Here is a 26,212-nt window from a genome sequence, read left to right as displayed (position 1 = left end):
AGCCTATTAGAAGGCACATACCCTTAAGCTCCCACCCTCTCTTATATCCAACTAATCGTTCGCGAGTCGAAATAATGTTCTTCTCGCGCACCGACTTTTGCAGTAAGATGAAAAGCGTATCGACCCGGCTGCGGGGCGGTACGCTTTTTGCATGCAGACCGCGTGTCACATCCTGCGCGGATTCGTTTTTTAAGGAGGGATGCTTGTGGCTTGGTTGCCGTTTTTGGAAACGTTGATCGTCGCCTTGGCGGGCGGCGGGTTGTTTACCCTCTTACACGTTCCACTGAACTGGATGCTCGGACCGATTGCCGCCGTGATGACGTGGCGGTTGTCCACGAAGCGCCGCTTGGTGTGGCCGGGGCAATTGCGCAACGCTGGCCTCGTCGTGCTCGGGTACATTCTGGCGACTTCTGTGACCCGCGAGACGGTGACGCTGATCGGGCATCATCTGCCGTCGATGCTGGCGGCGACGGTGCTGACCGTGCTGTTTGGCATCACGATGGGCGCTTGGGGCGCGAAACTCTCCAAGGGAGATCTGGCGAGCGGCGTGTTCGGCAGCGTGCCGGGCGGGCTGACGCAGATGGTCGTGCTCGCCGAAGATGTGAAAGAAGCGGACACCACGGTCGTCGTGTTCATGCAGACGATTCGCGTCATCGCCGTGATTTTTATCGTGCCGTTTCTGACGGTGAACGGGTTTGTCGGCGGAGGCGCCGGAGACGGAACCGGAGCGCAAGCGGCGCATGTGTTGCCCGCGCTGTCCGACGTTCCGCTGGCGACACTTGGGCTGTTTCTCGTCGCGACGCTCGGCGGCGCCTGGCTCGGGGTGAAACTTCACCTGCCTGCCGCGTTTCTCACCGGTCCGTTGCTCGCCAACGCCGTCGTGATTTTCTGCGGCTTTCAACCGCCGCAATTGCCGACGGTGCTCTTGACGCTCGCGCAGATTTGCATCGGGTCGAGCATCGGCTTGCAGATGCAGCCGCAGCGCTTGAACAACTTGCGCAAATTGACGGTCGTAACGATTGTCAGTTCGATTCTGCTGTGCGGATTTGCGCTGCTCGTCGGCGCGCTCCTCGTCTGGTGGAACGGCGACATGTCGCTGACGACGGCGTTTCTCAGTTCCGCGCCGGGCGGCATCGCGGAAATGGGCGTCACCGCGCATGTCGTGCACGCCGACGTAACGCTTGTGACGAGCTATCAGCTGTTCCGGATTTTCTTCATTCTCTTCCTCGTCCCGCCGCTGCTGCGTCGCTGGATCTTGCGACGGTCTCGCACACGCCGCCCAAGTCCGGGTACAGATACATGATGCGGCACGACACGCCGTGCGCGGCGAATCCGTCCTGAATGGCGCGGCCGACCTCTTCGCGCCGTCCGTCCGTGAACGCGACCAGAGTCGGCCCCGCACCGGACAGCGCAGCGCCGAGCGCGCCCGCGTCTTCCGCCGCCTGCAACACGTCACGAAGACCGGGCACCAGCGTCTCGCGGTACGGCTGGTGCAAGACATCTTCCAGACACGCCCCGAACAACTCCAGATCATTGCGCTGGACCGCGCTGACCATCAACGCCACATGCGACGCGGTAAAAATCGCATCGGCGCGCTCGATGCGCTCCGGCAGCACCCCCCGCGCTTTTTCCGTGGGCAGTTCAAAATCGGGCACCGCCGCCACGACGCACAGCCCCGCCGGCGGCGTCAAGCGTTGCGTGCGCCACTTGCCCCGCACTTTTCCGGCAATCAGCAAGCCTCCGTACAGCACGGGGGCGACGTTGTCGGGATGCCCCTCGATTTCCGTCGCGATCTCCAGCAGTTCCTCTTGCGTCAATTTATCCCCGCACAGTCGGTTCGCCGCCGCCAACCCGCCGACCAGAGCGGCGGACGAAGAGCCGAGACCCCGCGTGACGGGGATTTGGTTTTGCAAGCGGATGCGCAGGCCGGACGGAGCCCAGCCCGCTTTTTCAAACACGTGCAGGGCCGCTTGGTAGACCAAGTTGCTCTCATCCCGCGCAATCAGCTCCGCGCCCTCCCCTTCCACGTAAATCTCCAAGCCTTGCTGAATTTCCACCATCTCGACTTCGTTGTACAAGTTCAACGCCATCCCCAGCACGTCAAACCCCGGCCCCAGGTTCGCCGTCGTCGCCGGAACCCGCCAGATCGTCCTCAGCATGATGCAACTCCCCCTTTTGGTTTTATTTGGTTTGCATGATCATCTGAACCACGGCTTCTTGGGTGGCAGGAATCGAGTTCAACTCCAGTGCGCTCGATTGAATCGCGATGTCGGAGTCCTTCAAGCCGTTGCCGGTCAGGACGCAGACCACACGCGCGCCCGGCAGCAACTCGCCGGATGCGCGGCGTTTGATCAGCCCCGCCACGGAAGCCGCCGACGCCGGTTCGCAAAAAACGCCCTCTTCCCGCGCCAACAGTTTATAAGCCGCGAGAATTTCCTCGTCCGTCACGCTGTCGATCACACCGCCCGATTCAACGGCTGCGTGCACCGCGCCCTGCCAAGACGCCGGGTTGCCGATGCGAATCGCCGTCGCCAGCGTTTCCGGCTGCGGGATCGGTTTCCCGCGCACGATCGCCGCCGCGCCTTCCGCTTCAAACCCGAGCATCTTCGGCGCGGACTTCACGTTGCCGGCGTTGCGGTATTCGCAGAATCCCTTGTAGTACGCGGTGATATTGCCCGCGTTGCCGACGGGAAGCGCCAGAATATCGGGTGCTTCGCCCAGCTGTTCGCAGACTTCAAACGCCGCCGTCTTCTGCCCTTCGATGCGAAACGGGTTGACGGAGTTGACCAGCGTGACGGGGTGCTCGGCGGAGATGCTGCGCACCAACTCCAGCGCTTGGTCGAAATTCCCTTGCACCGGCACGATTTCCGCGCCGTACATGATCGCCTGCGCGAGTTTTCCGTAGGCGATCTTGCCGTCCGGAATCAGCACGATGGAGCGCAAGCCGAGGCGTGCGGCATACGCGGCGGCGGACGCGGACGTGTTGCCCGTCGACGCGCAGATCACGGCGCGGGAACCGGCTTCGACCGCTTTGGCGACGGCGAGCACCATGCCCCGGTCTTTGAACGAGCCGGTGGGGTTCAAGCCTTCGAATTTCAAGTGAACGTCGAGCCCGAGCTTCTTCGACAGATTCGGGGCGGGGATCAGCGGTGTGTTGCCTTCACAGAGGGAGACCCGCGGAGTTTGCTCCGTGATCGGAAGCCAGTCGCGGTATTCTTGCAAAAGTCCTTTCCAAGCGCGTTGCACAGCCATTATGCCAACCTCCCGATCCATTCGACTTGTTGTTGAGCCGCAAATTTTCGCCCGCGCAAGACGGCGAGCAGGTCGCCGACGACGGCGCTGGCGGTCGGCATCTCGCCCGCCCCGCGTCCGTAGAGCATCGCTTCTCCCAACGCGTCGGCGTAGACGTAGACCGCATTGAAACAATCGTTGACTTGTGCCAGCGGATGCGAGTCCGGCAAGCGCATCGGCGAGACGGACACTTCGATGGCGTCGCCCTCGCGGCGGGCTCTGCCGATCAGCTTGATCACAAGGCCTAGCGCTTTGGCTTCGGCGATGTCTTCCTGCGTGACGCCCTCGATGCCTTGGAGCTGCACGTCGGCGAGCGGCACGGCTTGGCGCATCGAGATGGAAGCGAGAATCGCCATCTTGCGAGCGGCGTCGAGGCCGGAGACGTCGGCGTGCGGATCGGCTTCGGCATAGCCGAGCGCTTGCGCTTCGCGCAGAGCGTCTTCGTAGGACGCGTTCTCCTGCGTCATTTTGGAGAGGATGAAGTTCGTGGTGCCGTTGACGATGCCCATCACTTCGCGGACTTGGTCCGCCGCAAACGACTGCTTCAGCACGCGCACGATCGGGATCGCGCCGGCGACGGCGGCCTCGTAGAGCAGCTCGACGTTTTTCGAATCGGCGGCATTGTGCAGTTGCGCGCCGTGCAGGGCGACCAGGTCTTTGTTCGCCGTGATCACGTGCTTGCCGGAGAGCAGGGATTCCAGCACGATGTCGCGCGTGCCGCTTTCACCGCCCATCACTTCGATGACGATCTGCACCTCGGGATCGTCTAGAATGTCGCGCACATCGCGGGTGAGCAAGCTGCGCTCAACGTCGACACCGCGTTTTTTATCGAGATCGCGTACGAGAATCCGTTGGATTTCGATCTCGTATCCGCACTTTTGCGCCAATTCTTCTTGCTTGGTTCGCAACATCTTCACCACACCGGACCCTACGGTCCCCAAACCCAGCAACCCTACTTTTACGACTCTGCGTTCCATCTCTCCAACTCCTCCTCGTCTCTGTACGCGCTCAGTGTACATTCATTGCGTACTCTTGTGTTTTCTTGTTGGACATTATAGCGGGGATTGAGAGAGGGCACAAGTGGAATTTGACGGGTTTCTTCATTTTTTTCAGTCAGATTTTCATTGAAAACGGATTCATTTTAGAGAACGCAAAAAAAGCACCCTCGCGCGGAGAGTGCTTGTGTTTGAGGTTGTCTATTGCGCGGATACTTCGGGGTCGGCGTCCGGGGGCGAACTCACCGGCTCCGGCTCCGGCTCGATCCCGATCCTGCCGTCCTCCAAGGGCTTCCATCTGATCTGCTTTGCAAACTCCCGCAAGATCGGGTTCTCCCCCGCGAACAGCTCGTTCCACTGCTCTTGCGACCACGTGCGGTTACTTTCCGCAGCGGCGGCGAAGCGCTGGGAGAGCTGCTGCCCCCATTGGCGGAGTTGTTTTTTGAGCTGGGTGAATTCCAGTTTGGCAACGGCGGCGCGCTCGGCGTCGTCTTGGCGATTCGGTTTCGGGAGCGACTTCAGCTCTTTGCCCGTCGCGTCGAACAGCGAAACGCCCAGCTCCGGCGTCAAGCGCAGACGGAACTCGCGGGTGCCGAAGTCAAGCGTCTGTTCGCCGTTGGCGTCAAACCCGAGCGTCGGCACCATGCGGTCGGCGAGCTCCTCGATGTCCATTCCAAGCCGGTTTGCCACCGCTTGAAATTGGTCGACGGCCGCTTCCTTGACCAGTCGGTTTTTGATTTTACGGCGTACGGTGTCCACGATGACCCACGCTTCCTGCTGGTCGGACATCCCCAGCACTTTCACGGCGTAGACGGCGAGTTGGACGCGCTTTTGCTTCGGCCACGCTTCGATGTGCGCTTGGATGCGCTGCCGCAAGCGCGGGTCTTGCGTCGCAAGCGCGAACGAGAGCACCCATTTGCGCTTGCCGTCGCACTCCGCCGCTTCCCATTGCAAAAACGTCTGCATCGCCAACTCCCGCACGTCCTCGTCCCGCAACAGCTTCTGCATCGCCTCCGCTTCGAGGTTCGCCCCCGGCTGCGTCATCTCCGCGTACGAGATCAGCAGGTAGCGGCGCACTTCGTCGGGCGCGGGCTCGCCGTCGTCCGCGAAGTGCAGCACAGGCAGCGTCTCGAAATCCAGCCAGTGAATGAACTGCTTGCGAATGCGCTTCAACTGCTTCGTGCAGTGCTCCACCAGCAGTTTGTTCGTCTGGAGGCTGAGAATTTTCTGCTCGGTCTCGGCGTCGTCCTTGCGCACTTCGCCCGCGATGTAGCCGAGGAAGAGCGCCATGTGCATGCGGACGCCCTCGTTTTTTTCCCGCAGATAGGCGCGCTCCAACAGGTCGCGTCCTTTCTCGTCGCCCCAGAGGTAGACGGCATAGACCGCGCCGTCGCGGACATGCTTCAATCGATGGAAGATCAGCGGCCCCACTTGGGTGTCCAGTTCGCGGTGGTTGACCAGAAGCTCCGCCGCTTTCTCCCGCACGGGACGCGACTGGTCGTGCAGGTATTCAATCAAGACCGGCGCAAACGACGCCCCCTCTTGCGCGTAGATCAAATCGAGCATCTCCCCGCGGTCGCCGCGCATGATGTGCCCGAGCCGATCCAGCGCGGAATGCCCGCCCATGCGGTACAAGAGCTGAAACATCCTCTCACGCGTCGCTTTGACGAGGTGCGAGCGCAAGTAATAGTCTTGGCGGGCGACGTCTTCCCAGAGATCGTCGTGCTGCGGATCGTTCATGTCGATCTCCGGCAAGGCGGACAGCACCGTTTCACTGCCGGGTTGCAGTTGCAGATAAGATTTGCACGGCTCGATGAGCTCTGCGGGAACGCCTAACTCTTCGAGCCAGTCGAGAATTTGACTGGGAATTTTGACTTGCATGAGAACCACCTTTCACACGCTAGAAAAAAAGCATGCTCCCTGACGCGAGCATGCTTCCTCGTTTACAAAATCGACTTCGGCAACGCTTGCAGCATGCGTTCCGCCATCTGGTCATACCCAAGCTCGTTCGGGTGGAAATGGTCGCCGGAAAGCAGACGGTCGGTGTTCCACTCGAAGATGTCAAACGTCGGAACGACTTTCGCATTCGGATACTTCTGAACAATCGCCAATTCGTTCTCGTTCCAACCGTCCAGCAGTTGGTTCATCCGCGCGGGGTCCTCCACCACGCCTTCAAACGGGTTGTAGAGGCCGACGACGAGAATCGGCGCATCGGGGTTCGCTTTGCGCACGGAGGTCAAGATGCCGTCGAGGTTTTTGGAGTAGTGATCTTGCGCGGCGAGGAATTTCGCTTCGTCGACTTTGCCCGAGGTGATGATCTGCGAAACGTCGCCGACAGAGTGCGTCATGTCGTTGCCGCCGATCGAGATCAGGATCAACTTGGCGTCCTTCAAAATCGACTGCGTGCCGGCGCTTTGCACCGATTTGAGCAACTCCGGCGATTCAAGGCCGGAAACGCCGAGGTTTTGGATGGAAACTTTACGGCCAAGCTTGTCGAGCTTGTCCTTCAGGTAGCCGACATAGCCTTTGCCGTTTTTGTCCCCGACGCCCTTGGTAAGCGAGTCACCGAGGGCGACAACAGGGTAGGTTTGCGTATTCACAGCAGATGCGGCGGCGGTCGTCGCGTCCTGCGGAGTCGTGTCATTCGATGGATCGGTCAGGTCGGCGGCAGAGGACGTGCCTTGCGGGCCGACGATCGCCATCACGAATCCGCCTGCGAAAACCAGAGCGCTGAGCAAGGCCAGCGTCGAGACGATTCGCCACGACCAAGATGGTTTTTTCAAAGGTCTTGCCACCTCCTTCACCTTCCTAGTGTAGCACAAAAACGGTACAATAGGAGCAAGACTCATGAACTCTCGAACTGAGGTGTTTCTCTTGACCCGTACATCCCCCGCCGTCGCGCTCTCCGTCCAAGGATTGCAGAAGACGATCGGCAAACGCACCATCATTCGCAACGTTTCGTTCGACGTGCACCAAGGCGAAGTGTTCGGCTTTCTCGGCCCGAACGGCGCGGGCAAAACGACGACGATCCGCATGATCGTCGGCCTCATCGCACCCACCGCCGGACGGATCTGCATCGGCGGACATGATGTGCGCAGCGAATTTATTGAAGCGATGCGCAACGTCGGGTGCATCGTCGAGAACCCGGAACTCTACAAATACATGACCGGCTGGCAGAACCTCGAACATTTCGCCGCCATGCTCGGCGACGTCACCGACGAGCGCATCCAAGAAGTCGTGCAGCTCGTCAAGATGGACGCCCGCATTCATGACAAAGTCAAAACGTACTCGCTCGGCATGCGTCAACGCCTCGGCATCGCGCAAGCTTTGTTGGGCCGCCCGAAGCTGTTGATCTTGGACGAGCCCACCAACGGGCTGGACCCGGCGGGCATTCGCGAACTGCGCGAGTTCATCCGCAAACTCGCGGCAGAGGAAGGCTTGGCGGTGTTCGTCTCGTCGCACATGCTCGCGGAAGTGCAGATGATGTGCGACCGCGTGGCGATTCTCTCCGGCGGCGAGATCGTCAAAGTGACCTCTGTGGAAGAGATCGTCGCGAACGGCGTCAACCGCGTGGAATGGAACGTGGAACCGGTGGAGACGGCACGGCGCGTGCTCGCAGAAGCGCTCGGCGCGGACAACGTCCAGCAGATCGCCGCGACCAAACTGATCGCGTCGCTCACGCAAACCGAAACTGCCTCTCTCAATGAAAAACTGATCGGGGCCGGGGTCTCCATCTACAGCGTCACCGTGCAAAACCAATTGGAAGAACTGTTCTTGGAAATCACGGGAGGTGAGTCGATTGCGTAACCTCCTCGCCCTCACCCGCAATGAAACGCTGAAAGTCTTGCGCAAACGGCGATTCTTCGTGGTGATTTTGATATTGCTGATCTTGATTCCGACGTTTGTGTACGGGCAGTACACGACGGAGCAACGCCTGCTCGCCAAAGTCGGCACCACCGATTGGCGCGCACAACTTCAACAGCAAATCACCGATCAAGAACACCGCATGCAATCGCCCGCTCTGCCCGATGAGCAGAAGAAGATCATGCAACTGCAAGTTGAACAGCAGAAATACTACCTCGACCGCAACATCAACCCGAAAGCGACCGGCGCGACGACGTTCACCCGCTTCTTCATGCAGTACGGCGTCTCGCTGTTCCTGCCGTTGCTCGTCATCGTCATCGCCACCGACATCGTGTCGAGCGAGCATTCCGAAGGCACGATCAAACTGTTGCTCACCCGCCCCGTCAAGCGGTGGAAGATCTTGCTCTCGAAGTACCTGACGCTGTTGATCTACACCACGCTGACCGTCATGATCACGATGGTGGCGTGCTACGCGATCTCCGGGCTGTTCTTCGGCTTCCAAGGATGGGACGCGCCGATGTTCACCGGATTCCAGATCTCCGGCGGCACGTTTGACGCGTCGCAAGTCAAAGTCCTGCCGCACTGGCAACTGTTGCTGATGAACTACGGCCTCGGCTGGATTTCCACGATCGTCGTCGCCACGCTGTCGTTCATGGTTTCCGTGCTCGTGCGCGGCACGGCGGCCGGGATGGGCGTGATGCTCGCCGTCTTGATCGGGGGCAACATCCTCGTGCAACTCGCGGCCGATTTCCCGATTGCGAAGTACATTTTCACGTCGCACCTGCGTTTGACCGACTATGTGAACGGCACGCCGTTGCCGATTCCCGATGTCACGCTGCCGTTCTCGCTGTGCATCCTCGGCCTCTGGTTGGTCGGCGGCTTGATCGTGTCGTTCATTACGTTCACCCGCCGCGACGTGTTGGCGTAAGAGACGAAGCTCCTCAAAAAAAGGCGCATCCTCCCGCGAGGATGCGCCTGCTTTTCTTCTGCGGCGTTGCGGATTCGTTTATTCGTCCGGCAGTTCTTCGCACGTCACCGTCACGAAGCGGTTGCGCGGCGCGATCACCACAGCCCGCGTGCCGGAGATGTCGGCGGCGAATTCAACAAAGTCTTGCCCGATGCGAATCAAACTCCCGCTCTTCACGCCAAGGCCCGGCGAGAGTCCTTCCACCCGCACGATCGCCGTCACGGGCGTCACCTCAGCGGGCGGCACGATCACCGTCGCAAAAAAAGGCCGATCAAACCGCACCGTCAAATCCATCACGTAAAACTTATTCGAGCGCACTTCGCGAATCGGCGCCGCTTCAAAACTGCCGGCTTCCGATTCGACCAGCACCAAACGGCCCCGCAGTTGGGTCAAACGTTCTTGCAGGGTGATGCTCTCCGGCAACGGACAGCCGGGAATCCTGTCTGCCATACCTGGAAGACCTCCTGTGTGAGATTCCGCATTCCCTACAACATAGGCGAAACAACCGCCTCGCGTGCATGTCTCCAAACCGTTCGAAAAATACTACAACGGCAACCAAATTCCGACGGTCGTGCCTTTGCCCACTTCACTCTCCACCCGCACTTCGCCTCGGTGGTTCTCGATGATCTGTTTGCAAACCATAAACCCCAAGCCCGTGCCATTTTCCTTGGTGGTGAGAAAAGGCTCGCCCAACCGCGCCAGCACGTCCGGCTCGATCCCGCACCCAAGGTCTGCAAACGCCAAGTGCGCGCGATGACCGTCCCGGCGCAGAACAATGTCGATGCGACCGCCGCAGGGCATCGCTTCAAGGGCGTTTTTGAGGAAATTGATGAACACTTGCTTCAATTGGTTACTGTCGCAGTTCATCTCCGGCAAGCCCTGTTCGAGATCGGCGGTCAATTCCACGTTGCGCAAGTTCGCAAGTGATTCAAACAGCGTCACGACTTCCTGCACCAGCGAAGCGAGTTCGCGTCGCGTCATCTGGTTCGCCTGCGGTTTGGCGAGGACCAGCAATTCGTTGGTGATCCCCTCGATGCGGTTCAACTCCGCGCCCATCACCTGCAAATAGTGCGGGTTGAAGCTCGCACCGCCCTCCATCAGTTGCACGAAGCCTTTGAGCGCGGTCAACGGGTTGCGGATTTCGTGCGCGATCCCCGCCGCCAACTGTCCGGCAATGGAGAGTTTTTCCGCTTGGATCAAGCGTGTTTGTGTCTTCTTGGCGTCGGTGAGATCTCGGGAGATGCCGTGAATCGCCACGATGACACCGTCGCGTTTTTTGATCGGCGAGAGGGTGACCTGCACATCGAGCAAATGCCCGCTTTTGTGCAATTTGACCGTCTCGAACTCGACATACGGCACCGCTTGGTTGAGGATCGCATCAAAGTGGCGGTACACTTCTTCTTGCAGTGCCCCGGGCGGCGTCACGGGAACTTTACGTCCGATCAATTCTTCCCGCGAATATCCGAACATCGACACGAACGCATCATTCATTCGAAGAATCGTTCCGTCCACATCAAACATCCCCATCGCTTCCCGACTGTGGCGAAACACCGCTTCGAGCAGTTCTTGGGTCTCGCGCAGCTGTTCCAGCGTCTCTGCGTCAGGCGTTTCTTCCACCACCCGCACCATCAGAAAGAAAATGACCGACCCGCCGCCTTCGCTCGCCGGAATCAGCGTGCAATGCGCGTCCCCGCGACCGGGTGCCGTGCCGAGCAGCGACGCCCGTCCGTTCTGCGGCGTTTGCTCCCATTCGGCGCGCATCATCCAATCGCGCACCTTCTCCAAATCCTCGGGCACGAACAGCTCTTCCAAGCGGGCTCGTTGCCCGATCTCCGCTTGCGCCGCGCGGTTGGCTGTCAGCAAAGCACCTTGAGCGTCGACCGTCCATGTCGGGTCCGGGTGAAATTCAAACAATCTATTGGAATGTGTCGTTGTGTCTGTCGTCATGTCCGTACCCCATTCAAGGTTGATCGCAGGGAGATTCGACGTCTCCACTGCTGTTGCACAGTTTTATTATGCGTCACGCCCCCTTAAATGTCCTCTTTTTTCAACAGCTGTAACAAATAAAAAAAACCTATACAGAGAAACTCTGCATAGGTCACGTTCGTTTCCTTACGAAGCGGAAGGCTCTTGGCGGTCTTCCAGCAAGTAGTAGATCGCTTCGGCGACGCCGGCTTGGTTATCAGGCGTTGTGACATAGTCGGCGCAAGCGCGCACTTCCGGCACGGCCCAGCCCATCGCGACGCCGAATCCGGCCCACTCGATCATCGAGAGGTCGTTGAAATTGTCACCCGCCGCCATCACTTGCTCGCGCGGGACGCCCCATTGTTCGCAGAGTGCGCGCAACGCTTCGCCCTTGGTGCCCAGAGGATTGAGGATCATCACTTCCGGAATGCCGTCGGCGTACTTCGTGATGTTGAGAAGAAAGCCGTCGCCCTGTTTGCCGAATCGCTCCCGGAGCAGCGCGACATTGCGCTCGCCCTTGGTGTAGATTTGATACGGGGCTTCCGGAAGTTTCGCCGCCATGTTCCGGACGATGCGGTCTTCGGCGACCGGCGCGTTCAACAGCGGGTCGGTGTCCCGGTTGTTCCAGACCTCCTGCCCGACATAGACGCGGATGGAAATGTCCTGCTCGTCGCAAAATGCACAGACGTCGCGGGCAAAGTCCATCGGCATGCGGTGCATCCACAGGTCCTCCCCCGTCCGACCGTCGACCACCCGCGAACCGGAAGAGACGATCACAGGCGTCTGAAGCTCCAGTTCCTTATAGAAAGCCTCCGTTCGGCCCCACCCGCGCGCGGTGGCGATCACGACCCGGATGCCTCGCTCTTGGGCAAGTTGCAACGCTGCTTTGTTCTCAGCTGGAATTGACTTATCCGGTGCTAACAACGTCTCGTCTAGATCCACTGCAATCACACGAATCATACCGTCTCCTCCTCTCCCCATTCTCTCAAGTCGAACAGGGAACTTCATTATAACACAGCATTCGACTTTGTGAACACAACTTAACTTAAAAACGACATCCTTTTCGAAATAGAACAAGCCCGACAAAAAACCGCCAAACTTTTTTTCCAAAAAAGGTGTTTCCGCTTGTCAGGCATTGTGTTATACTCAAGGCAAATAGTATAGCTCATTATGCGTTGAGTGCGGAACATTCCTTGCTCAGCAAACGATTATAGGAACATACTTACGGAAACCTCGAAACGGAAAGGATTTGACTCCTCCCATGACCACCATGAAAACCGCAACTGCCGATCTGCAAACGATCTTGGACAACACCGCGACTGTGCACTACAACCTGTCTGTCCCGATGCTTGTCGAAGAAGCTGTGAAAAGCGGAGATGCGATCCTCAGCAGCACCGGCGCGCTCAGCGTGACCACCGGCAAGTACACCGGCCGTTCCCCGAAGGATAAATTCATCGTCCGCGATGCCCTCTCGGAAAACACCGTGGCATGGGGCCCGGTCAACCAAGAGTTCTCCCCGGAGAAGTTCGACGCGCTCTACAACAAAGTGACCGAGTACCTGAAAACCAAGCAGGAACTGTTTGTGTTCGACGGGTTTGCGGGAGCTGACCTCCAGTACCGCCTGCCGATCCGCGTGATCAATGAATATGCATGGCAGAATATGTTCGTGCATCAACTGTTCATCCGCCCGACGGAGGACGAGTTGAAAACCCATGCGCCGCAATTCACCGTCATCGCCGTGCCGAACTGCGTGGCGGACCCGGCTGTCGACGGCACGAATTCGGAAGCGTTCATCGTCGTTTCGTTTGAGAAGCGCGTCGTGCTGATCGGCGGCACGCACTATGCGGGCGAGATGAAGAAATCGATCTTCTCCGTCATGAACTTCCTGCTCCCGGCGCAAGGCGTCATGCCGATGCACTGCTCGGCGAACATCGGCGCAGCGGGCGACGTGGCGCTGTTCTTCGGTCTCTCCGGCACCGGCAAAACCACGCTCTCCGCAGACCCGAACCGCCGTCTGATCGGCGATGACGAGCACGGCTGGACGGACAACGGCGTGTTCAACTTCGAGGGCGGCTGCTACGCGAAGACGATCAAGCTCTCGCAGACCGGCGAACCGGAAATCTGGAACGCGATCAAGTTCGGCACCGTGTTGGAGAACGTCGTCGTGGATCAAGAGACCGGCGTGGCGGATTACGACTCGGCTGCTCTGACGGAAAACACCCGTGCGGCGTACCCGCTCGACTACATTCCGGGCGCGGTGTTCCCGTCGATCGGCGGTCATCCGAACGTGATCGTGTTCTTGACGGCGGACGCAACCGGCACCCTGCCGCCGATCGCGCAACTGACGAAGGAACAAGCGATGTACTACTTCCTCTCCGGCTACACCTCCAAACTGGCGGGCACGGAGCGCGGCGTTACCGAGCCGGAAGCGACGTTCTCCACCTGCTTCGGCGCACCGTTCCTGCCGCTGCAACCGACCGTCTACGCGGAACTGCTCGGCCAGAAGATCGAAAAGCACGACGCGAAAGTCTACCTCGTCAACACCGGCTGGACCGGCGGCGCGTACGGCACGGGTTCCCGCATGAAACTGGCGTACACCCGCGCGATGGTCACCGCTGTGATCGAGAAGCAACTGGACAGCGTGGAATGGGTGAAAGACCCGATCTTCGGTCTCTCCATCCCGACCCAAGTGCCGAACGTTCCGGCGCACGTCCTCAACCCGCGCAACACGTGGGAAGACAAAGGCGCGTACGACCAAGCGGCGCTCGCGTTGGCTGGCCGCTTCGTGAAGAACTTCGAGAAGTTCGGCTCTGTCTCGGACGACATCAAGTCGGCGGCACCGAAGACTGCGCTGTAAGTCATTTTTTGAAAAATAGTATTGAAAAAGCACCGGGCCCAAGCGGGTCGGGTGCTTTTTTTTGCTTCTACTGACATAAAAATACTAGTTTTGGCGAATGCTATGGCAACCAAAAACCAAGAAGGGGGACTCGGGTATGATGAAAACCATGCTCAAAGAGTTTAAGGAGTTTGCCCTTCGCGGCAATTTGATCGATTTGGCGATCGGTGTGATCGTCGGCGGCGCGTTTCAGAAGATCGTCACGTCGCTGGTCAACGACGTGATCATGCCGCCGATCGGGATGTTGGTGGGGCGGGTGGATTTCTCCGACCTGTTCCTGTCGCTGGACGGCGGGCATTACGGGTCGCTTGCCGAAGCGAAGAAAGCGGGCGCCGCGACGCTGAACTACGGCCAATTTCTCAACAACGTGCTCGATTTCCTGATCGTCGCGTTCGTGATCTTCCTCGTCGTCCGCCAGATCAACCGCCTCAAACGCAAAGAAGGCAAACCGGTCACCACCAAGGAGTGCCAGTATTGCCTCAGCACCATCCCGCTGAAAGCGACGCGGTGCGGGCATTGCACCTCGGAGCTGGACGAGCATCCGGTGGCATAGTGTGTTTGGCAAGTGAAAGCCCTGGCACGAAGTCAGGGTTTTTTCTTGCGATTCTTGGACAACAGTAGTAGGAAACGGCTGTGCGAGACCTCTGGTTTTCGCGGCAGCCGCACGATCGGAATCTTTCCCAGGGAGAGAGCCTCATGTACACTGCGCAATACCCGACGTTTTCCCAAGTCCAAGAAATCCGCAAACAATTGCGCGATGCCGAATACTCGCATTGGTTGCATCATGACTTGTTCTCGTTCAACTTTTGGCTGCTGCTCGTCGTGGCGTTTGCGCCTTGGTGGCTTTGGTTTCGCTTGCGGGATCGCAGCCGCTCGTTTGAATTGCTGTATTTCGGGTTGCTGCTCGGGATGATCTCCACGTTTCTCGATGCACTGGGCACCAATCTGCTGTTGTGGGGCTATAAGGACCAGATCTTCGGAGTTCCACCGCCGCTGTTTCCTGCCGATGTCACGTTGATGAGCGTGCCCTTCATGCTGATCTACGAGAAACTGCCCGCGTGGAAAAACTTCACCATCGCCGTCGTGTTGCTCTCCGCCCTGTACGCCTTCGTCAGAGAACAATTGTTGGAATGTCTTGGCATCTATGAGTTGACCCATTGGAAACACATCTACTCGTTCCCGATCTACATCGCACTGCCCTGTTTCGTGAGATGGATGACCGTCCGCCTTCGAAGCGGCACGGCGCGGTAAGCACGACCCGTCTGCAAGAAAAAATCCCTGGCACACAGCCGGGGCTTTTGCATGTTGGCTTAGAACTCCACATCGAGGAAGCGATTGACGCGCCCCGTGCCGAGGAAGAACCCGATGCACATCGTGATCTCCACCACTTCCGAGTCCGAGAGATGCGCTTGGAGAATCGCGTACACCTCGTCCCTTCCGCTCAAGTCGTTGGCGGCCATGAGATCGACGAGTTGCAGGGCGGCTTTGTGCCAATCGGGGAGGTCGGAGGCGCGGTAGTCGTTGGCTTGTTGCAATTGCTCTTCCGTGAGACCAAATTCAGTCTTGACCCAAGACGGGCGTGCCGTGCTTCAGTACACGCACTCGCCGACGGTGGCGGCTCGGTAGCGAAGCATTTCCTTAAGCACCGGATTGACCGTACCCTTGTTCCACAGCGCGCTGTAATACGCGGAGAACGCCTTGGCCAGCTCTTGGTTGTGCGCGTACGTGCGCAACATGTTCGAAGAGCCGGAGTTCGCTTCGGAACGGGCAAACGCCGCTTGCAGGTCTTGTTCTACTTGCTCGTTGGTGACAGGCTTGATGATCGACATGGCTATCCCTCACTTTCTGTTGCTCTGCTTCTAGTATTGCACGGGATGTTTTTACTATCAAACAAGGAAATGGACATGGTTTTACAGAATAACAAGGCAAGGTTATAGAAAGGGGATGCTACATGTTTTTTTTCTTTTTTCCAGAAGATAGTGTCCGATATACGAATCAACAAATCTCTATATACCATGTAATAGAGCGCATTCGCGCAAATGAAATCAACCTATACCCTCAATTTCATCGAATGCTAGTATGGAATCAGAACCAGCAATCAAAGTTAATCGAGTCACTGCTCATGGGCATTCCATTGCCTCTTTTTTACGTAAACGAAGAACGTTGGGGAGAATGGGATGTGCTCGATGGCGTGCAACGCTTAATGACTATTTTGCGTTTTGTAAATGGTGAGCTTGTATTGAGCGATGCAAATTATCTTAGCGAACTTAGAAATATTAGATTTCAGGATTTACCCGATCGACTCCAACACCGTTTCATGCACACCACATTAAACTTTGTGGTAATTGATTCACGCACAAGTGATGAACTAAAGATGGAAATGTTCCGGCGAATTAACACGGGTGGCACTCTACTTACTGAATTCGAGGTTATTTATTCCAATCTTTCATCAGAAGCACGAAACTTTCTTTATGACTTGTCTACTGATGATCTATTCATGTTCATGACACCAAATCTATCCGAAAAACATTTCAGACGAGAAGAATTAGTCTATTATTTCTTGGTTTTAATATCAAGGTATAATAACGAAACAAAGGAACTTGATCTATCAAATAACATGAATGCTGAATTGAGGATGTTTGCCGGATATATAAATGACGCTCTTTCTTTCAATCAAAATTCCTGGAGAGAACTATTTACTAATGCTCTAACTAACAGTAAAACATATCTAGGAGCCTATGCTTTTGATGACCCTATTACGAAGCGATTTCGAAAATCTCTATTTTTAATCATTTCAGTTGTTATGTCTAATTTGGATGTCCGTTACCTAAAACAGATAGGATTTAAAGAATCCTATCTACGCAAATTATCCACTGATCGACAATTTGCTGATATTATGTTGAAATGGAGCCCTCGTAGATCTCAGATTTCAAAACAAATTCTTTTATTTACTAATTTCCTAAAGGAGATGATGTAGTATGTTACGAACTTTACACATAAGTAATTTCAAATGTTTTAACGATCAGTCGATTGGGTTTGCACCTGTAACCGTCCTGGTTGGCGCGAACGGGGCTGGAAAGTCTTCAGTCGTGCAATCCTTATTAATAGCCCGTCAAACTCTCGAATCTGCCGCCAAACATGAAGATGTACTAGAAGTGGAATTAAACGGCGCTTATGAATTGCAATTGGGAAATGCTGCCAGTATTTTTACGAATCAGGCGCAACCGCTCATCCGCCTGACAATGACAGACGAAAAGCAACTCAAAACCAACTTCGAGTTCACTTTCGATGGGCATAAAGAGACTCACATTCTCCAAGCAACTCTCTCAACACAAGATAAAAATCACGTACCACTTGCGGGGTCATTTCGTTATCTTCACGCTGAACGTTTTGGACCACGTAAATCATTAAACATGGCCCCCTCGTCGCGAATTGATGTTGGTTGCCAAGGAGAGTACGTATCACATGCCATATTCTTGGCTGACAGATCAAAACGGACAATACATAACCAATTAATCCTTGCTAAACAATCTACGCAATTTTCTCATCATGTAGAATCGTGGATGCAGTTCCTGTTCCCTGATTTACAGTTATCATACCAAACACTACATGATCAGAATTTAGTTCAAACCCTATATAGCAACAGCATATTAGATCAACTCTATACCTCGCCTACGAACACTGGATTCGGAATCAGCTATACACTACCAGTTGTAGTAGCCGGTCTTTTACTTTCTACCGAAGATTCCCCTACACTTCTAGTCGAGAATCCAGAGGCACATCTTCACCCTCTTGGGCAATCTCGAATGGGAAGGTTTTTGGCTGCTCTTTCAACGGCTGGTATTCAAGTAATTGTCGAAACACACAGCGAACACGTAGTCAACGGGATGAGAATCTTTATGGCTGGTACAGACCAACATGATGATTTCAGCATCCAATTCTTCGCTAAGTCACCTAAAGGAGTTACTGTTGAAACCTTAAAACTCTTACAAAATGGAGAGCTTTCGCACTGGCCGATCGGATTTTTCGATCAAGAACAGGAAGACCTCAAAGAACTACTGCAAATTAAGCGAAATAGAAATAAGATCAAACGCGAGGAGAACCGCGAATGAGCCTAACGCTGTGTTTTGAAACCACTTCCTTTGCACAGGGAGCTAAACTGCCTGATCTTCATGCCCGATTAACTGAATTGTACGAAGTTTCAACTTCCGCTCGCCTTTACGGAGATGAATTTTTCAAATGTGAGGATATCTATGGTATACCCTTTGATGGTAAGACTGAGTTGGCAGATTGGATGTATGACAACAGCACGGGGAATAACGTAGGAGAGCGAAAACTGCTCACGCAGCTTATTGATAGGACTCCATCTATGGAGTCTTCAGAATATCAAACTTTTTGTGCAGAGGTCGGATCTGGTTCTAGTAGCCAACAAGTTGCGTTAGTATTTCTGAGGATCCCTCATCAACAATATGCTTTGCATGTAACTACGATTCATGAGCTGATCATAGCTCATAGACATTACTTGATTAATTGCCCTGATATCGAGTCATTTTTGGAAGAAGTGAAGTTATGTTTTACAAACTTGTTCTTCCATGACAACGTTGCAGACTCGTTGAAAACCCTAAGTAAGCCATTCGAAGATTACAAATATGAGATCATCCGTCACCTCACGGCATTAAACGATCAGTTCCCGTTTGTTGTTCAACAAAATCCAAAACAGAAAATGGGAGTTGTATTAAAGGCATTCCAATCACTAACACAAATCGCCGCCTCTATGGAAGGAGTGGGAAATAAAAGTTCAGCAGCTAAACGTTTTGAGTTTGAATTTAAAGACGCAGACGGAACTCCAGTAAAAATTATCTGTGAACCGCATACCAAATTCGAATTGGATATGAAACAGAGGTTTGATCGACTTTATTTCTTTCAAGGACTTCCGGAAATTGAGGAAGGAAAAATTTTAATCGCACACATCGGAAAACACCTCTAGTTGCAAAAAGGAGCAGACGCCCTATCGCGTCTGCTCCTTTTTAAGTTCCTTCAGCGAATAAAAAGTCCCCCGCCAATAAATCCCGCCCCGCCGGAGCGTCAGGTACGTAGAGCGCAGGAAGATGAACAGAAACAACAGCACCGTCAGCGGCAGTGCCACGACCTCAAGCCCGGAGTAGGACGTCATCTTGCGCGTGTACAGCAGGTAGATCGCGATGTTGCAGACGACGGAGACGAGGAACAGCCACCCCTCCCAGCCCGGCAAGAACAGCGCAAGAAACGGCAGGAAGAAAAAAACCACCTGTCCCACCGTGGCGACGAGCACCATCCAGAGCGAGTAGTTCAGCCCGGCAAACAGGTTTTTCTCCAACCCCCGCATCGCGTCGCCCACACTCGGGTACCACTCGACTTGCAGCAGTTCCGGCGAGATGCCCATGCGCTGCTTCAACCGCGCCTGCTTGATCTTCATCCCGAGCATCAAGTCGTCGTCCGGGCGCATCGCGATCGCGCGGTGCGTGCCGACTCCCTCATACGCCGAGCGCGTGAGGAAGTTGAACGCCCCGATGCCAAAGCCCTGCTTGTGCTGGCGGTCGTCGTTCGGCTTCCACGGCCACTTCAACAAACACAGCGAATACAGAAAAAACTGCACAAACGCCCGCAGCCAAAAACGGTTCGCCACCAAGAAAGGCGACACCGTCAGATGATCCAACTTCAACTCCTGAAAAAACGCCATCGCCGACCGCAGGGCAAACGGCGAAAACCGCACGTCCGCGTCGGTGAACAGAATGTAGTCGCCCCGCGCTTGCAGGTAGCCTTCGTAGAGCGCGTGGTTTTTACCGAGCCACCCGTCGGGCAGGGTTTCGATATGTACGACTTCAAAGCGCGTCACAGCCCCGCTGGATACGGAGCTTTTGGTCGATTGCCGCGTTTCAAACTCAGTTCCGACGTGCGCCTCGACAAGCTCGCCTCCACTGTGCTCTTCCTCCCATTTTCGCTTCACGTCTTCCATCCGCTCCCCCGTTGCGTCCTCCGAGCGGTCGTTGACGGCGATGATCTCCAAGCGCCCGTACTGCTGAGCGAGCAGCGTCTCCAGCGTCTTGGCAATCGACGCTTCCTCTTCCTTGCCAGCCACGATGACCGACACGAGCGGCTCGTCCGCCAGCGGGCTCAGCACTTTTTTCAAGCGCGGGACTTTGGGGAGTCCGGCGAGATGGAGGAAGAGCATCGGTACCCAATAAAAAACGACGAGAACCGCCAATATCTGGTAAACAATCATAGTAAAACTCCCTTTCCGCACCTTCTCTTCCCTTTACTATAGCATACCGGTATGGTGTAAGATGGACTCGTGAGCAAGAGAGGGGGACTCGGAGTGATCCAAGCTGTGGTATTTGACTGTGACGGATTGATCATTGATACAGAGACGCCGTGGTACCGCGTGATGGCGGAGTTGTACGAAGAGCGCGGGCAGACGCTTGGGCTCGATCTCTACGCCCGCGTGCTCGGGACAACCGATGCGGCGTTTGATCTGATTGCCTATCTGGAAGAAGTGTCCGGCGCGCCGGTCGACCGCGACGCCGCCCATGAACGCATGCGCACCCGCCATGCCGCTCTGATGCGGGAAGAAACCGTCCGCCCCGGCGTCGAGGACTACCTGCGCCATGCGAAGGAACTGGGCTTGCGCATCGGCCTCGCGTCAAGCTCCCAGCGCGTCTGGGTGGAGAAGCATCTGCGCGACCACGGGTTGTTCGACTACTTCGACGTGCTCCGCACCGCCGACGATGTGCAACACGTCAAACCCGACCCGGAATTGTACCTCAGCGCGCTGGAAGCTCTGGGCGTTGCGCCGGAGCACGCCGTCGCGTTTGAAGATTCGCCGAACGGCACCCGCGCCGCCGTCGCCGCCGGAATGTTCTGCGTCACCGTGCCGAACACGCTGACGGCGCAGATGCCGTTTGACGAGTACCACCTGCAAATCCCGTCGATGGCGGACGTACCGCTCCCCGACGTTTTGGCAAAACTCAACGAAACCAAATCCAACGCGTAACGTAGTCAAAAGGGACGGCCCAAACGGGCGCGTCCCTTTCTTCCTAAATGCCTCCGAGCAACTCAACGGAAGCGTTCTTTTTTCTAGTACGAAATCAACGCCGCCATCAACAACCCCGTCGCAATGCTCAAACGCGACGAGAAGATCCCGACCGCCACGTTGCCTTTCGGAATCTCGGCGATCACTTTAAACGGCGTGAACAACTCGAACAGATAGAACACCCCCACTTGGAACACCGTGCCGATCACGCCCCAGATGACGAGGTCGACCAGCGAGACCGAGTGATAGATCGCCGACGCCATTACGATGGCGAGGCCGATCACTTTGCCGCCGAGGTCGTTTGCAGCCGCTTTGCCGGCGTTGACTTTTTGCGGATCATCGGTTTTGGAACCGTCGGCGATCAGTTTGAATTCCTTATAAGGCGTGGTGAACGCAAACACCAACAGCCCGAACCCCATCAGGGGCAGCGTTACCACCAAGTACAGCAAAAAGTTCAAAAAGCTTTCCCATTGCATCTCCAACATTCCTCCAATTCCTCCCCGCTGTCTAGTCTGGTTGTGTCACACCCACCGGGAGATAGTACGAGAGATTTCCCGTGATCTTGCCGCCGACGCGCGCCACAATCGCCGACGCCTGCCCGTCGATCAGAAACGACCCCCACAGCAGATGCCCGTCATACGTCCCGCGCAACGTCTCCACGGAAATCGACTCCAACTCCACCCGCTGTTGATAGATCATCGGTTGCTCCCAATAATGTGCTTCTTGGTCCTGCTCTTCCGCTTGCCCGTCGCGAGTCCACAACACCACGCCGCCGCCCTCGCGCCCGAAGATCGGTTTCGTCACATACTCCGACTCGCCCAGAAAGCGGTTTTCCAGATACGTCGGCAGCATATACCGCGCAATCGCCTCATGCTCCTGTTCGGTAAAAAACTCCCCTGTCTCGTGCAGGTTCCAGATCAGCGCTTGCAGGGCTTTCGTCTGCGCGATGAACCCCTGCGGCGGGTTGATCACCGCAAGTTTCCGTCGCGCGATCAAGTCGAGGACGCGCGCGCCCGTAGGAAAACCTTCCTCATCGCACTCTTCCGCCAATTTCTCCAACGCGTGCAGACGGTACAGCACGTCGATGCGGTGCAACTCCCACTCGTCGCCGAACGTTTTGTACGCCGCCAACTGGTCATCGTAATAGCGCAGGTCGGCAAGCGGAATGAACTGTCCGCGCAAACCCGACTGCTCCAGCAGGTACTTCGTGGTGCCGGCGTCTTCGTCGTGCCAATCGAGCGCGCTGAAATAGACTTCCTCCACGGGATAGCCCAACTCCGCATAGCGTGCGAGAAGCCGCCCAAAGCCGTCGCGCAGGTGCTGCACCATCCCGCGGTTCGGGTCCTCGACGCCGAAGTGCTCGCAGACCCGGCCGTTGACGTGAAACGCTTCCACAATGGAAGTCGGCGTGTCGCTGTTGAATTCCAGCATCTTGAGCCCCTGCGAGGTCGACGCGAAGTCGAAGCGGCCGACCAGCGTGGTCACATCATCCGCGACCGTAACGCGCACGGCTCCGAGTGCCGCTTCCGGAATGCCCAGTTGCAACAGCAACTCATCGGGCGCCTGCTGGACGATGCCCGCGACTTTATGAAAAATTCGGCCCAACGCTTCCGTCGCCGCCGCCAGCTCTTGACGCTGTGCTTGTGAAATCGTATGGAACGAGGCGAGCGCATACTCCTCGCCGTACATCCAATCCCAGGTAAAAACCCCCTCTTCACGCAAGGGTCCGTAGATCAAATCCCGTCGTGCCGCGTACTCCACACCCTCACTCCTCGTCTGAAACCCGAACTGTTGGATTACGAACTGCTCGAACCGCCGGACGAGCCGACGCCCGATTTGCCGCTCGACACGCCGCCGCTGGAACTGCCGCGTCCGATGACGCTGCCGGTTCCGCTGGAACTCGACGGCGGTTTCACAGACGAGGAACTGCCGGAGCCGGACGAAGACGAGCTCGACTGCCCCGACTTGCCGGAGGACGACGAACCGCTGCTGTAGCCGGAACTTCCGTACGACTTACTGCTCGGGTAATGCCCGGAACGGTAGTACGTTTTGTGTCCGCCGATGTAGATAAAGTTCGAGTGGTCGGCCGGATAATTGTTGTCGTCGCAGTATCCGTTGTTGTCATCGTCCCGGCAGACGTCCTGTTGCGAGTACCTCGGTTGGCTGGAACATCCGCAACCGGCCGTCACCGCAACGGCCGTCGCTGCGAACAGGCCGACGAGCATGGTGGTTTTGTTGATTTTTTTCTTCTCGTTTTGCTCCATCCCCGTCACCCTCCCATTGGATTTCCTGTGGCGTACCACACGTACACTTTGCGGTCCTCGTCGATCTCCGCCGAGGTTTTTTCCCATTCTTTGCCGTAGAGGTACAGAAACTGGCTTTGCATGTGCAAAAGCGCTTCCATTTCATCCCGAAATTCATACGTGTGAATCACCGGGTAATAGTCCGTATCTTCCTTATATTCACGCAGTTCGATGCGGATCGTCTTCCACTCGGCTTTTTGCGTGGGGTCGACGATCTGTTCGTCTTCGGCGAGTTGCACATAGATCACGTACACGCCGGCGTCGATGGCGGTGGACGTTTTTTCGTAGATCTTGCCTTCCTTGACGAAGTAGTCGCAACACATGCGCGTGGCGATCTCCGCTTTGCCGATGCGGTCGTAGTAGTATACGACCGGGAAGCCGTTTGCTTCGTCGAACAGGCGGTACTCCAGACGTGCCATCCGGGAATCCCTCCTTTTTTATCATTGATAAATGAATATACGTAAAAAACGAGATAAAGTTCCAAACTATTTTATCACAGAAATGACAAAAAGCACTCCGCCTGATTCAGGGCGAAGTGCTTTTTTCTAGAAGGACGGCAGGTTGGTTTGTTACAGCAGAGCAGCATGCCCCGCTTCGAACGCCAACATGTTTTTCTTGGACTCGATGCCGCCTGCTGCGGAGAAGCCGGTCATCGCGCCCGACTTGCCGACGACGCGGTGGCAGGGGATGATCAGCGAAACCGGGTTCGCCCCGCACGCACCGCCGACGGCGCGCACCGCTTTCGGGCGGCCGATGGCGGTGGCGATGTCGAGATACGATCGGGTCTCGCCGTACGGAATGTCGTACAGCGCCTTCCACACCGCCACTTGAAACTCCGTCCCGCGCAAATCAAACTCCACGTCAAACTCGAAGCGCTTTCCCGCGAAATACTCCCGCACTTGCTGCGTCTCGCTCGCCAAGCGCTGCGGGTCATGGATCAGCACCGCCCCCGGCTCTTTCTGCCGCACGCGTTCGCTGAAATACGACTCGTCCTCGCCCGCCAGCGTCGTCACCAGCAGCCCTTTGTCCGTTTTCGCCAAATAGTACTGGTTGCCCGCGTTCTCCACGCGATCCCAATAGACGTTCATGCGCCACGCTCCCTCTCCGGTTTCACTGCCCTATTCCTTCGCCTTATGTCAAAAAGATCCCTTCCTCCAGTGGAGAACGGGATCTTTTTTCGAACATCCTCTGCTATTTGCGAGTCTTTGCGGCGGTGTTGCGTAGATTCTCCAGGTGTGCTTCGCCGAACTCAAGTTGCTCTTGCTTCGTCATACGACCTGCGCGAGACTTCTCGGTCAGCCAATCCAGACGCTTACGTTCACTTCTGGTCATGTTGGAAACACCTCTGGTTCTAGTTTGCACCGTCATGCCTCCCTTAGCCGTGTCGGCTTTTTCCTAATCGGTTTATATCCGTATTATATGAGGGTAGACGTTTGGGAGATGTCCGTTTTTTCAATTCTTCATCGAATCTTCATCTTAGTGGCTCAGCCAGGAAGACGCTTGTTTCGGGTAGCGCAGGCAAACCATGATGATGCGGCCGAGCATGAGACCTGCGATGGAGAAGAGGAACGGAACCATGAAGTTGTTGCTGTCAAACGAGAACAGATCCGGCGTTGCAATCAGAGCGGACATGCCGTATTTGAGACCGTAGCGGATCGGAATCGAGACGAGCCAGAGGCCGACAGATGCGATCGAGCCGGCGATGTACCAGACGCCGCCTTCTTGGAAGACGCGGACGAACTTGCCTTGGATCATGCCGACGATCAAGCCGAGCACGGTGCCGACGAAGAGCGTGACCCAGTCGCCGACGGCGATGCCGGGGATGCTGGCTGCCGTGTACATGCCGAACAGCAAGACGAGCAGCGGGAGGAAGAACTGGCGGGCGCTCAATTGGCGGCTGCGCAGTTGCGCCCGGATGACGACGAGGAAGATCAGCAGTGCGATGACGAGAGTTTTCATATCCATTTTGGTAACACCCCTTGGTTGTGATGGTTTGTTTTACGGATTTCGTTGATCTCTATGGCTTTATTGTAAGCGGGATCGAGAGTGGCGGAATCTACCAAGGGGTTGATCTTGCAAGTAAAAAAGCGGTCTATCCAGAGATAGAGACCGCCGATTTTTACACCTGTGGATGTATGGAGACTACTGCACGAGTCGATTGCGGAGGGCCACGACAACCGCTTGTGTCCGGTCGTCGACGCCGAACTTCTGGAGGATGCGGTGCACATGGGTTTTGACGGTGCCTTCGGAGATCGTGAGCTTTTGCGCGATTGCGTCGTTGCGCAGGCCGTACGCCATCTGTTGCAGCACGTCGAGTTCCCGCTCGGTGAGCGGTTCGAGCAGTTGGAAGTTCGACGCGATCTGCCCGGCGGGGGGTGTCGGTTCCGTTTTTCTCGAAGCAGTTTCGGTTTGCGCGGGCGGGGCGGACGATTGCGACGAAGCCAGCATCTGCCCGAGCGCTTGCGCCGCCGTCGCCGTGCGGTAGATCGCTTCGCCGCGCTGCGCCGCCCGGATGACGTCGAGCATCTCTTGCGCGTCGGAGTCTTTCAAGAGATAGCCGACCGCTCCGGCGCGGATGCCTTCGAACACGTACTCGTGCACGTCGAACGTGGTGAGGATCACGACTTTGGTCTGCGGCAGTTGCGCGATGATCTCGCGGGTCGCTTCGATGCCGGTCTTGATCGGCATCTGCACGTCCATCAGCACGACGTCCGGCTGCTGCTCCAACACGACGCGCACCGCTTCTTCTCCGTTCTCCGCTTCGCCCGCCACCTGCATGTCCGGCTGGACGTTGATCACGTAGCCGAAGCCTTGGCGGATCATCTTCTGGTCGTCGACGAGCACGACGCGGATTTTTTCCAT

General features: G+C 56.4%; 28 protein-coding genes. 10 read left to right on the top strand and 18 right to left on the bottom strand.

Going from position 1 to position 26,212, the window contains the following annotated elements; all coding sequences use genetic code 11:
- Window positions 1-205 precede the first annotated feature (205 nt).
- Complete coding sequence (locus EL26_RS07730) at window positions 206-1,303, top strand: AbrB family transcriptional regulator (protein WP_052036118.1); 1,098 nt, start codon at window positions 206-208, stop codon at window positions 1,301-1,303.
- On the opposite strand, the gene thrB is transcribed toward EL26_RS07730, so the two are convergent.
- From thrB to EL26_RS07705, 5 genes are all read right to left on the bottom strand, one after another.
- On the bottom strand, window positions 1,215-2,159 hold the full coding sequence (thrB, locus tag EL26_RS07725) for a homoserine kinase (protein WP_052036117.1): 945 nt from the start codon (window positions 2,157-2,159) through the stop codon (window positions 1,215-1,217). The two genes, EL26_RS07730 and thrB, sit on opposite strands and share 89 nt — an antisense overlap.
- A 22-nt stretch (window positions 2,160-2,181) precedes the next feature.
- Window positions 2,182-3,252: a threonine synthase gene (thrC, locus tag EL26_RS07720; protein ID WP_038086312.1), complete on the bottom strand. Its 1,071-nt coding sequence runs from the start codon at window positions 3,250-3,252 to the stop codon at window positions 2,182-2,184.
- Window positions 3,252-4,268: a homoserine dehydrogenase gene (locus EL26_RS07715; protein WP_052036116.1), complete on the bottom strand. Its 1,017-nt coding sequence runs from the start codon at window positions 4,266-4,268 to the stop codon at window positions 3,252-3,254. The genes thrC and EL26_RS07715 overlap by 1 nt, the downstream gene beginning before the upstream one ends.
- A 219-nt stretch (window positions 4,269-4,487) precedes the next feature.
- A complete protein-coding gene (locus EL26_RS07710; RefSeq protein ID WP_038086310.1) occupies window positions 4,488-6,167 on the bottom strand; it encodes a DUF4132 domain-containing protein in 1,680 nt (559 codons plus the stop codon).
- A 62-nt stretch (window positions 6,168-6,229) separates the two neighbouring features.
- Window positions 6,230-7,069 (bottom strand): SGNH/GDSL hydrolase family protein, encoded by an 840-nt coding sequence (locus EL26_RS07705; protein ID WP_038086307.1) that lies wholly within the window; start codon window positions 7,067-7,069, stop codon window positions 6,230-6,232.
- A 64-nt stretch (window positions 7,070-7,133) separates the two neighbouring features.
- Here EL26_RS07705 and EL26_RS07700 point away from each other — a divergent pair, with 64 nt between their 5' ends.
- Both EL26_RS07700 and EL26_RS07695 read left to right on the top strand, forming a co-directional pair.
- Window positions 7,134-8,093: an ABC transporter ATP-binding protein gene (locus EL26_RS07700; protein ID WP_052036115.1), complete on the top strand. Its 960-nt coding sequence runs from the start codon at window positions 7,134-7,136 to the stop codon at window positions 8,091-8,093.
- The gene (locus tag EL26_RS07695) at window positions 8,086-9,078 is read left to right on the top strand and encodes an ABC transporter permease (protein ID WP_038086306.1); all 993 of its coding nucleotides are present in this window, start codon (window positions 8,086-8,088) and stop codon (window positions 9,076-9,078) included. Before EL26_RS07700 ends, EL26_RS07695 begins: the two co-directional genes overlap by 8 nt.
- A gap of 78 nt (window positions 9,079-9,156) precedes the next feature.
- Here EL26_RS07695 and EL26_RS07690 read toward each other — a convergent pair whose 3' ends face one another.
- The 3 genes from EL26_RS07690 to EL26_RS07680 form a co-directional block, all read right to left on the bottom strand.
- Window positions 9,157-9,567 (bottom strand): hypothetical protein, encoded by a 411-nt coding sequence (locus tag EL26_RS07690; protein ID WP_038086304.1) that lies wholly within the window; start codon window positions 9,565-9,567, stop codon window positions 9,157-9,159.
- Between the two features lie 93 nt (window positions 9,568-9,660).
- The gene (locus EL26_RS07685) at window positions 9,661-11,064 is read right to left on the bottom strand and encodes a PAS domain S-box protein (protein ID WP_152559199.1); all 1,404 of its coding nucleotides are present in this window, start codon (window positions 11,062-11,064) and stop codon (window positions 9,661-9,663) included.
- Window positions 11,065-11,229: 165 nt separating this feature from the next.
- Complete coding sequence (locus EL26_RS07680; protein ID WP_038086303.1) at window positions 11,230-12,042, bottom strand: HAD family hydrolase; 813 nt, start codon at window positions 12,040-12,042, stop codon at window positions 11,230-11,232.
- Window positions 12,043-12,352: 310 nt separating this feature from the next.
- On the opposite strand from EL26_RS07680, the gene pckA reads away from it, so the two are divergent.
- The 3 genes from pckA (at window position 12,353) to EL26_RS07665 (ending at window position 15,229) form a co-directional block, all read left to right on the top strand.
- Entirely contained in the window at window positions 12,353-13,939 is a 1,587-nt protein-coding gene (gene pckA / locus EL26_RS07675; RefSeq protein WP_052036125.1) for a phosphoenolpyruvate carboxykinase (ATP), read from the top strand.
- 148 nt (window positions 13,940-14,087) lie between these two features.
- Complete coding sequence (gene mscL / locus EL26_RS07670; protein ID WP_038086402.1) at window positions 14,088-14,531, top strand: large conductance mechanosensitive channel protein MscL; 444 nt, start codon at window positions 14,088-14,090, stop codon at window positions 14,529-14,531.
- Window positions 14,532-14,674: 143 nt separating this feature from the next.
- Window positions 14,675-15,229 (top strand): CBO0543 family protein, encoded by a 555-nt coding sequence (locus EL26_RS07665; protein WP_038086302.1) that lies wholly within the window; start codon window positions 14,675-14,677, stop codon window positions 15,227-15,229.
- A gap of 59 nt (window positions 15,230-15,288) precedes the next feature.
- Here EL26_RS07665 and EL26_RS07660 read toward each other — a convergent pair whose 3' ends face one another.
- Window positions 15,289-15,513, bottom strand: a complete 225-nt coding sequence (locus tag EL26_RS07660) for a carboxymuconolactone decarboxylase family protein (RefSeq protein ID WP_038086300.1) — start codon at window positions 15,511-15,513, stop codon at window positions 15,289-15,291.
- Between the two features lie 54 nt (window positions 15,514-15,567).
- Window positions 15,568-15,807: a carboxymuconolactone decarboxylase family protein gene (locus EL26_RS07655; RefSeq protein WP_038086298.1), complete on the bottom strand. Its 240-nt coding sequence runs from the start codon at window positions 15,805-15,807 to the stop codon at window positions 15,568-15,570.
- Window positions 15,808-15,929: 122 nt separating this feature from the next.
- Here EL26_RS07655 and EL26_RS07650 point away from each other — a divergent pair, with 122 nt between their 5' ends.
- The 3 genes from EL26_RS07650 to EL26_RS07640 are packed head-to-tail and all read left to right on the top strand — an operon-like array spanning window position 15,930 to window position 18,965.
- Window positions 15,930-16,955: a DUF262 domain-containing protein gene (locus EL26_RS07650; RefSeq protein ID WP_038086296.1), complete on the top strand. Its 1,026-nt coding sequence runs from the start codon at window positions 15,930-15,932 to the stop codon at window positions 16,953-16,955.
- A 1-nt stretch (window position 16,956) separates the two neighbouring features.
- Window positions 16,957-18,090 carry a DUF3696 domain-containing protein gene (locus tag EL26_RS07645; RefSeq protein ID WP_038086294.1) on the top strand — a complete coding sequence of 378 codons (1,134 nt, stop codon included), beginning with the start codon at window positions 16,957-16,959 and terminating at the stop codon, window positions 18,088-18,090.
- Entirely contained in the window at window positions 18,087-18,965 is an 879-nt protein-coding gene (locus EL26_RS07640) for a hypothetical protein (protein ID WP_038086292.1), read from the top strand. The genes EL26_RS07645 and EL26_RS07640 overlap by 4 nt, the downstream gene beginning before the upstream one ends.
- 21 nt (window positions 18,966-18,986) lie before the next feature.
- Here EL26_RS07640 and EL26_RS07635 read toward each other — a convergent pair whose 3' ends face one another.
- Window positions 18,987-20,240 (bottom strand): glycosyltransferase family 2 protein, encoded by a 1,254-nt coding sequence (locus EL26_RS07635; RefSeq protein ID WP_038086290.1) that lies wholly within the window; start codon window positions 20,238-20,240, stop codon window positions 18,987-18,989.
- A gap of 93 nt (window positions 20,241-20,333) precedes the next feature.
- Between EL26_RS07635 and EL26_RS07630 the strand changes: the two genes are divergently transcribed.
- On the top strand, window positions 20,334-21,008 hold the full coding sequence (locus tag EL26_RS07630) for an HAD family hydrolase (RefSeq protein WP_038086288.1): 675 nt from the start codon (window positions 20,334-20,336) through the stop codon (window positions 21,006-21,008).
- Between the two features lie 83 nt (window positions 21,009-21,091).
- On the opposite strand, the gene EL26_RS07625 is transcribed toward EL26_RS07630, so the two are convergent.
- The 7 genes from EL26_RS07625 to EL26_RS07590 all read right to left on the bottom strand — a co-directional run bounded on the left by EL26_RS07625 (window position 21,092) and on the right by EL26_RS07590 (window position 26,212).
- Window positions 21,092-21,532 (bottom strand): DUF350 domain-containing protein, encoded by a 441-nt coding sequence (locus EL26_RS07625; protein WP_238546076.1) that lies wholly within the window; start codon window positions 21,530-21,532, stop codon window positions 21,092-21,094.
- Between the two features lie 22 nt (window positions 21,533-21,554).
- Entirely contained in the window at window positions 21,555-22,808 is a 1,254-nt protein-coding gene (locus EL26_RS07620) for a glutathionylspermidine synthase family protein (protein WP_038086286.1), read from the bottom strand.
- Between the two features lie 35 nt (window positions 22,809-22,843).
- Complete coding sequence (locus EL26_RS07610; protein WP_052036113.1) at window positions 22,844-23,311, bottom strand: hypothetical protein; 468 nt, start codon at window positions 23,309-23,311, stop codon at window positions 22,844-22,846.
- A gap of 5 nt (window positions 23,312-23,316) precedes the next feature.
- Window positions 23,317-23,769 (bottom strand): hypothetical protein, encoded by a 453-nt coding sequence (locus tag EL26_RS07605; protein WP_038086284.1) that lies wholly within the window; start codon window positions 23,767-23,769, stop codon window positions 23,317-23,319.
- A gap of 150 nt (window positions 23,770-23,919) precedes the next feature.
- Window positions 23,920-24,438 (bottom strand): methylated-DNA--[protein]-cysteine S-methyltransferase, encoded by a 519-nt coding sequence (locus EL26_RS26425; RefSeq protein ID WP_038086282.1) that lies wholly within the window; start codon window positions 24,436-24,438, stop codon window positions 23,920-23,922.
- 388 nt (window positions 24,439-24,826) lie between these two features.
- Window positions 24,827-25,315, bottom strand: coding sequence for a DUF1453 family protein (locus tag EL26_RS07595; protein WP_038086279.1), 489 nt, complete (start codon window positions 25,313-25,315; stop codon window positions 24,827-24,829).
- A gap of 177 nt (window positions 25,316-25,492) precedes the next feature.
- The gene (locus tag EL26_RS07590; RefSeq protein ID WP_038086277.1) at window positions 25,493-26,212 is read right to left on the bottom strand and encodes a response regulator; all 720 of its coding nucleotides are present in this window, start codon (window positions 26,210-26,212) and stop codon (window positions 25,493-25,495) included.

It is taken from the genome of Tumebacillus flagellatus (assembly GCF_000714935.1).
GTDB lineage: Bacteria > Bacillota > Bacilli > Tumebacillales > Tumebacillaceae > Tumebacillus > Tumebacillus flagellatus.
This window is presented reverse-complemented; position numbering and strand designations above follow the sequence as displayed.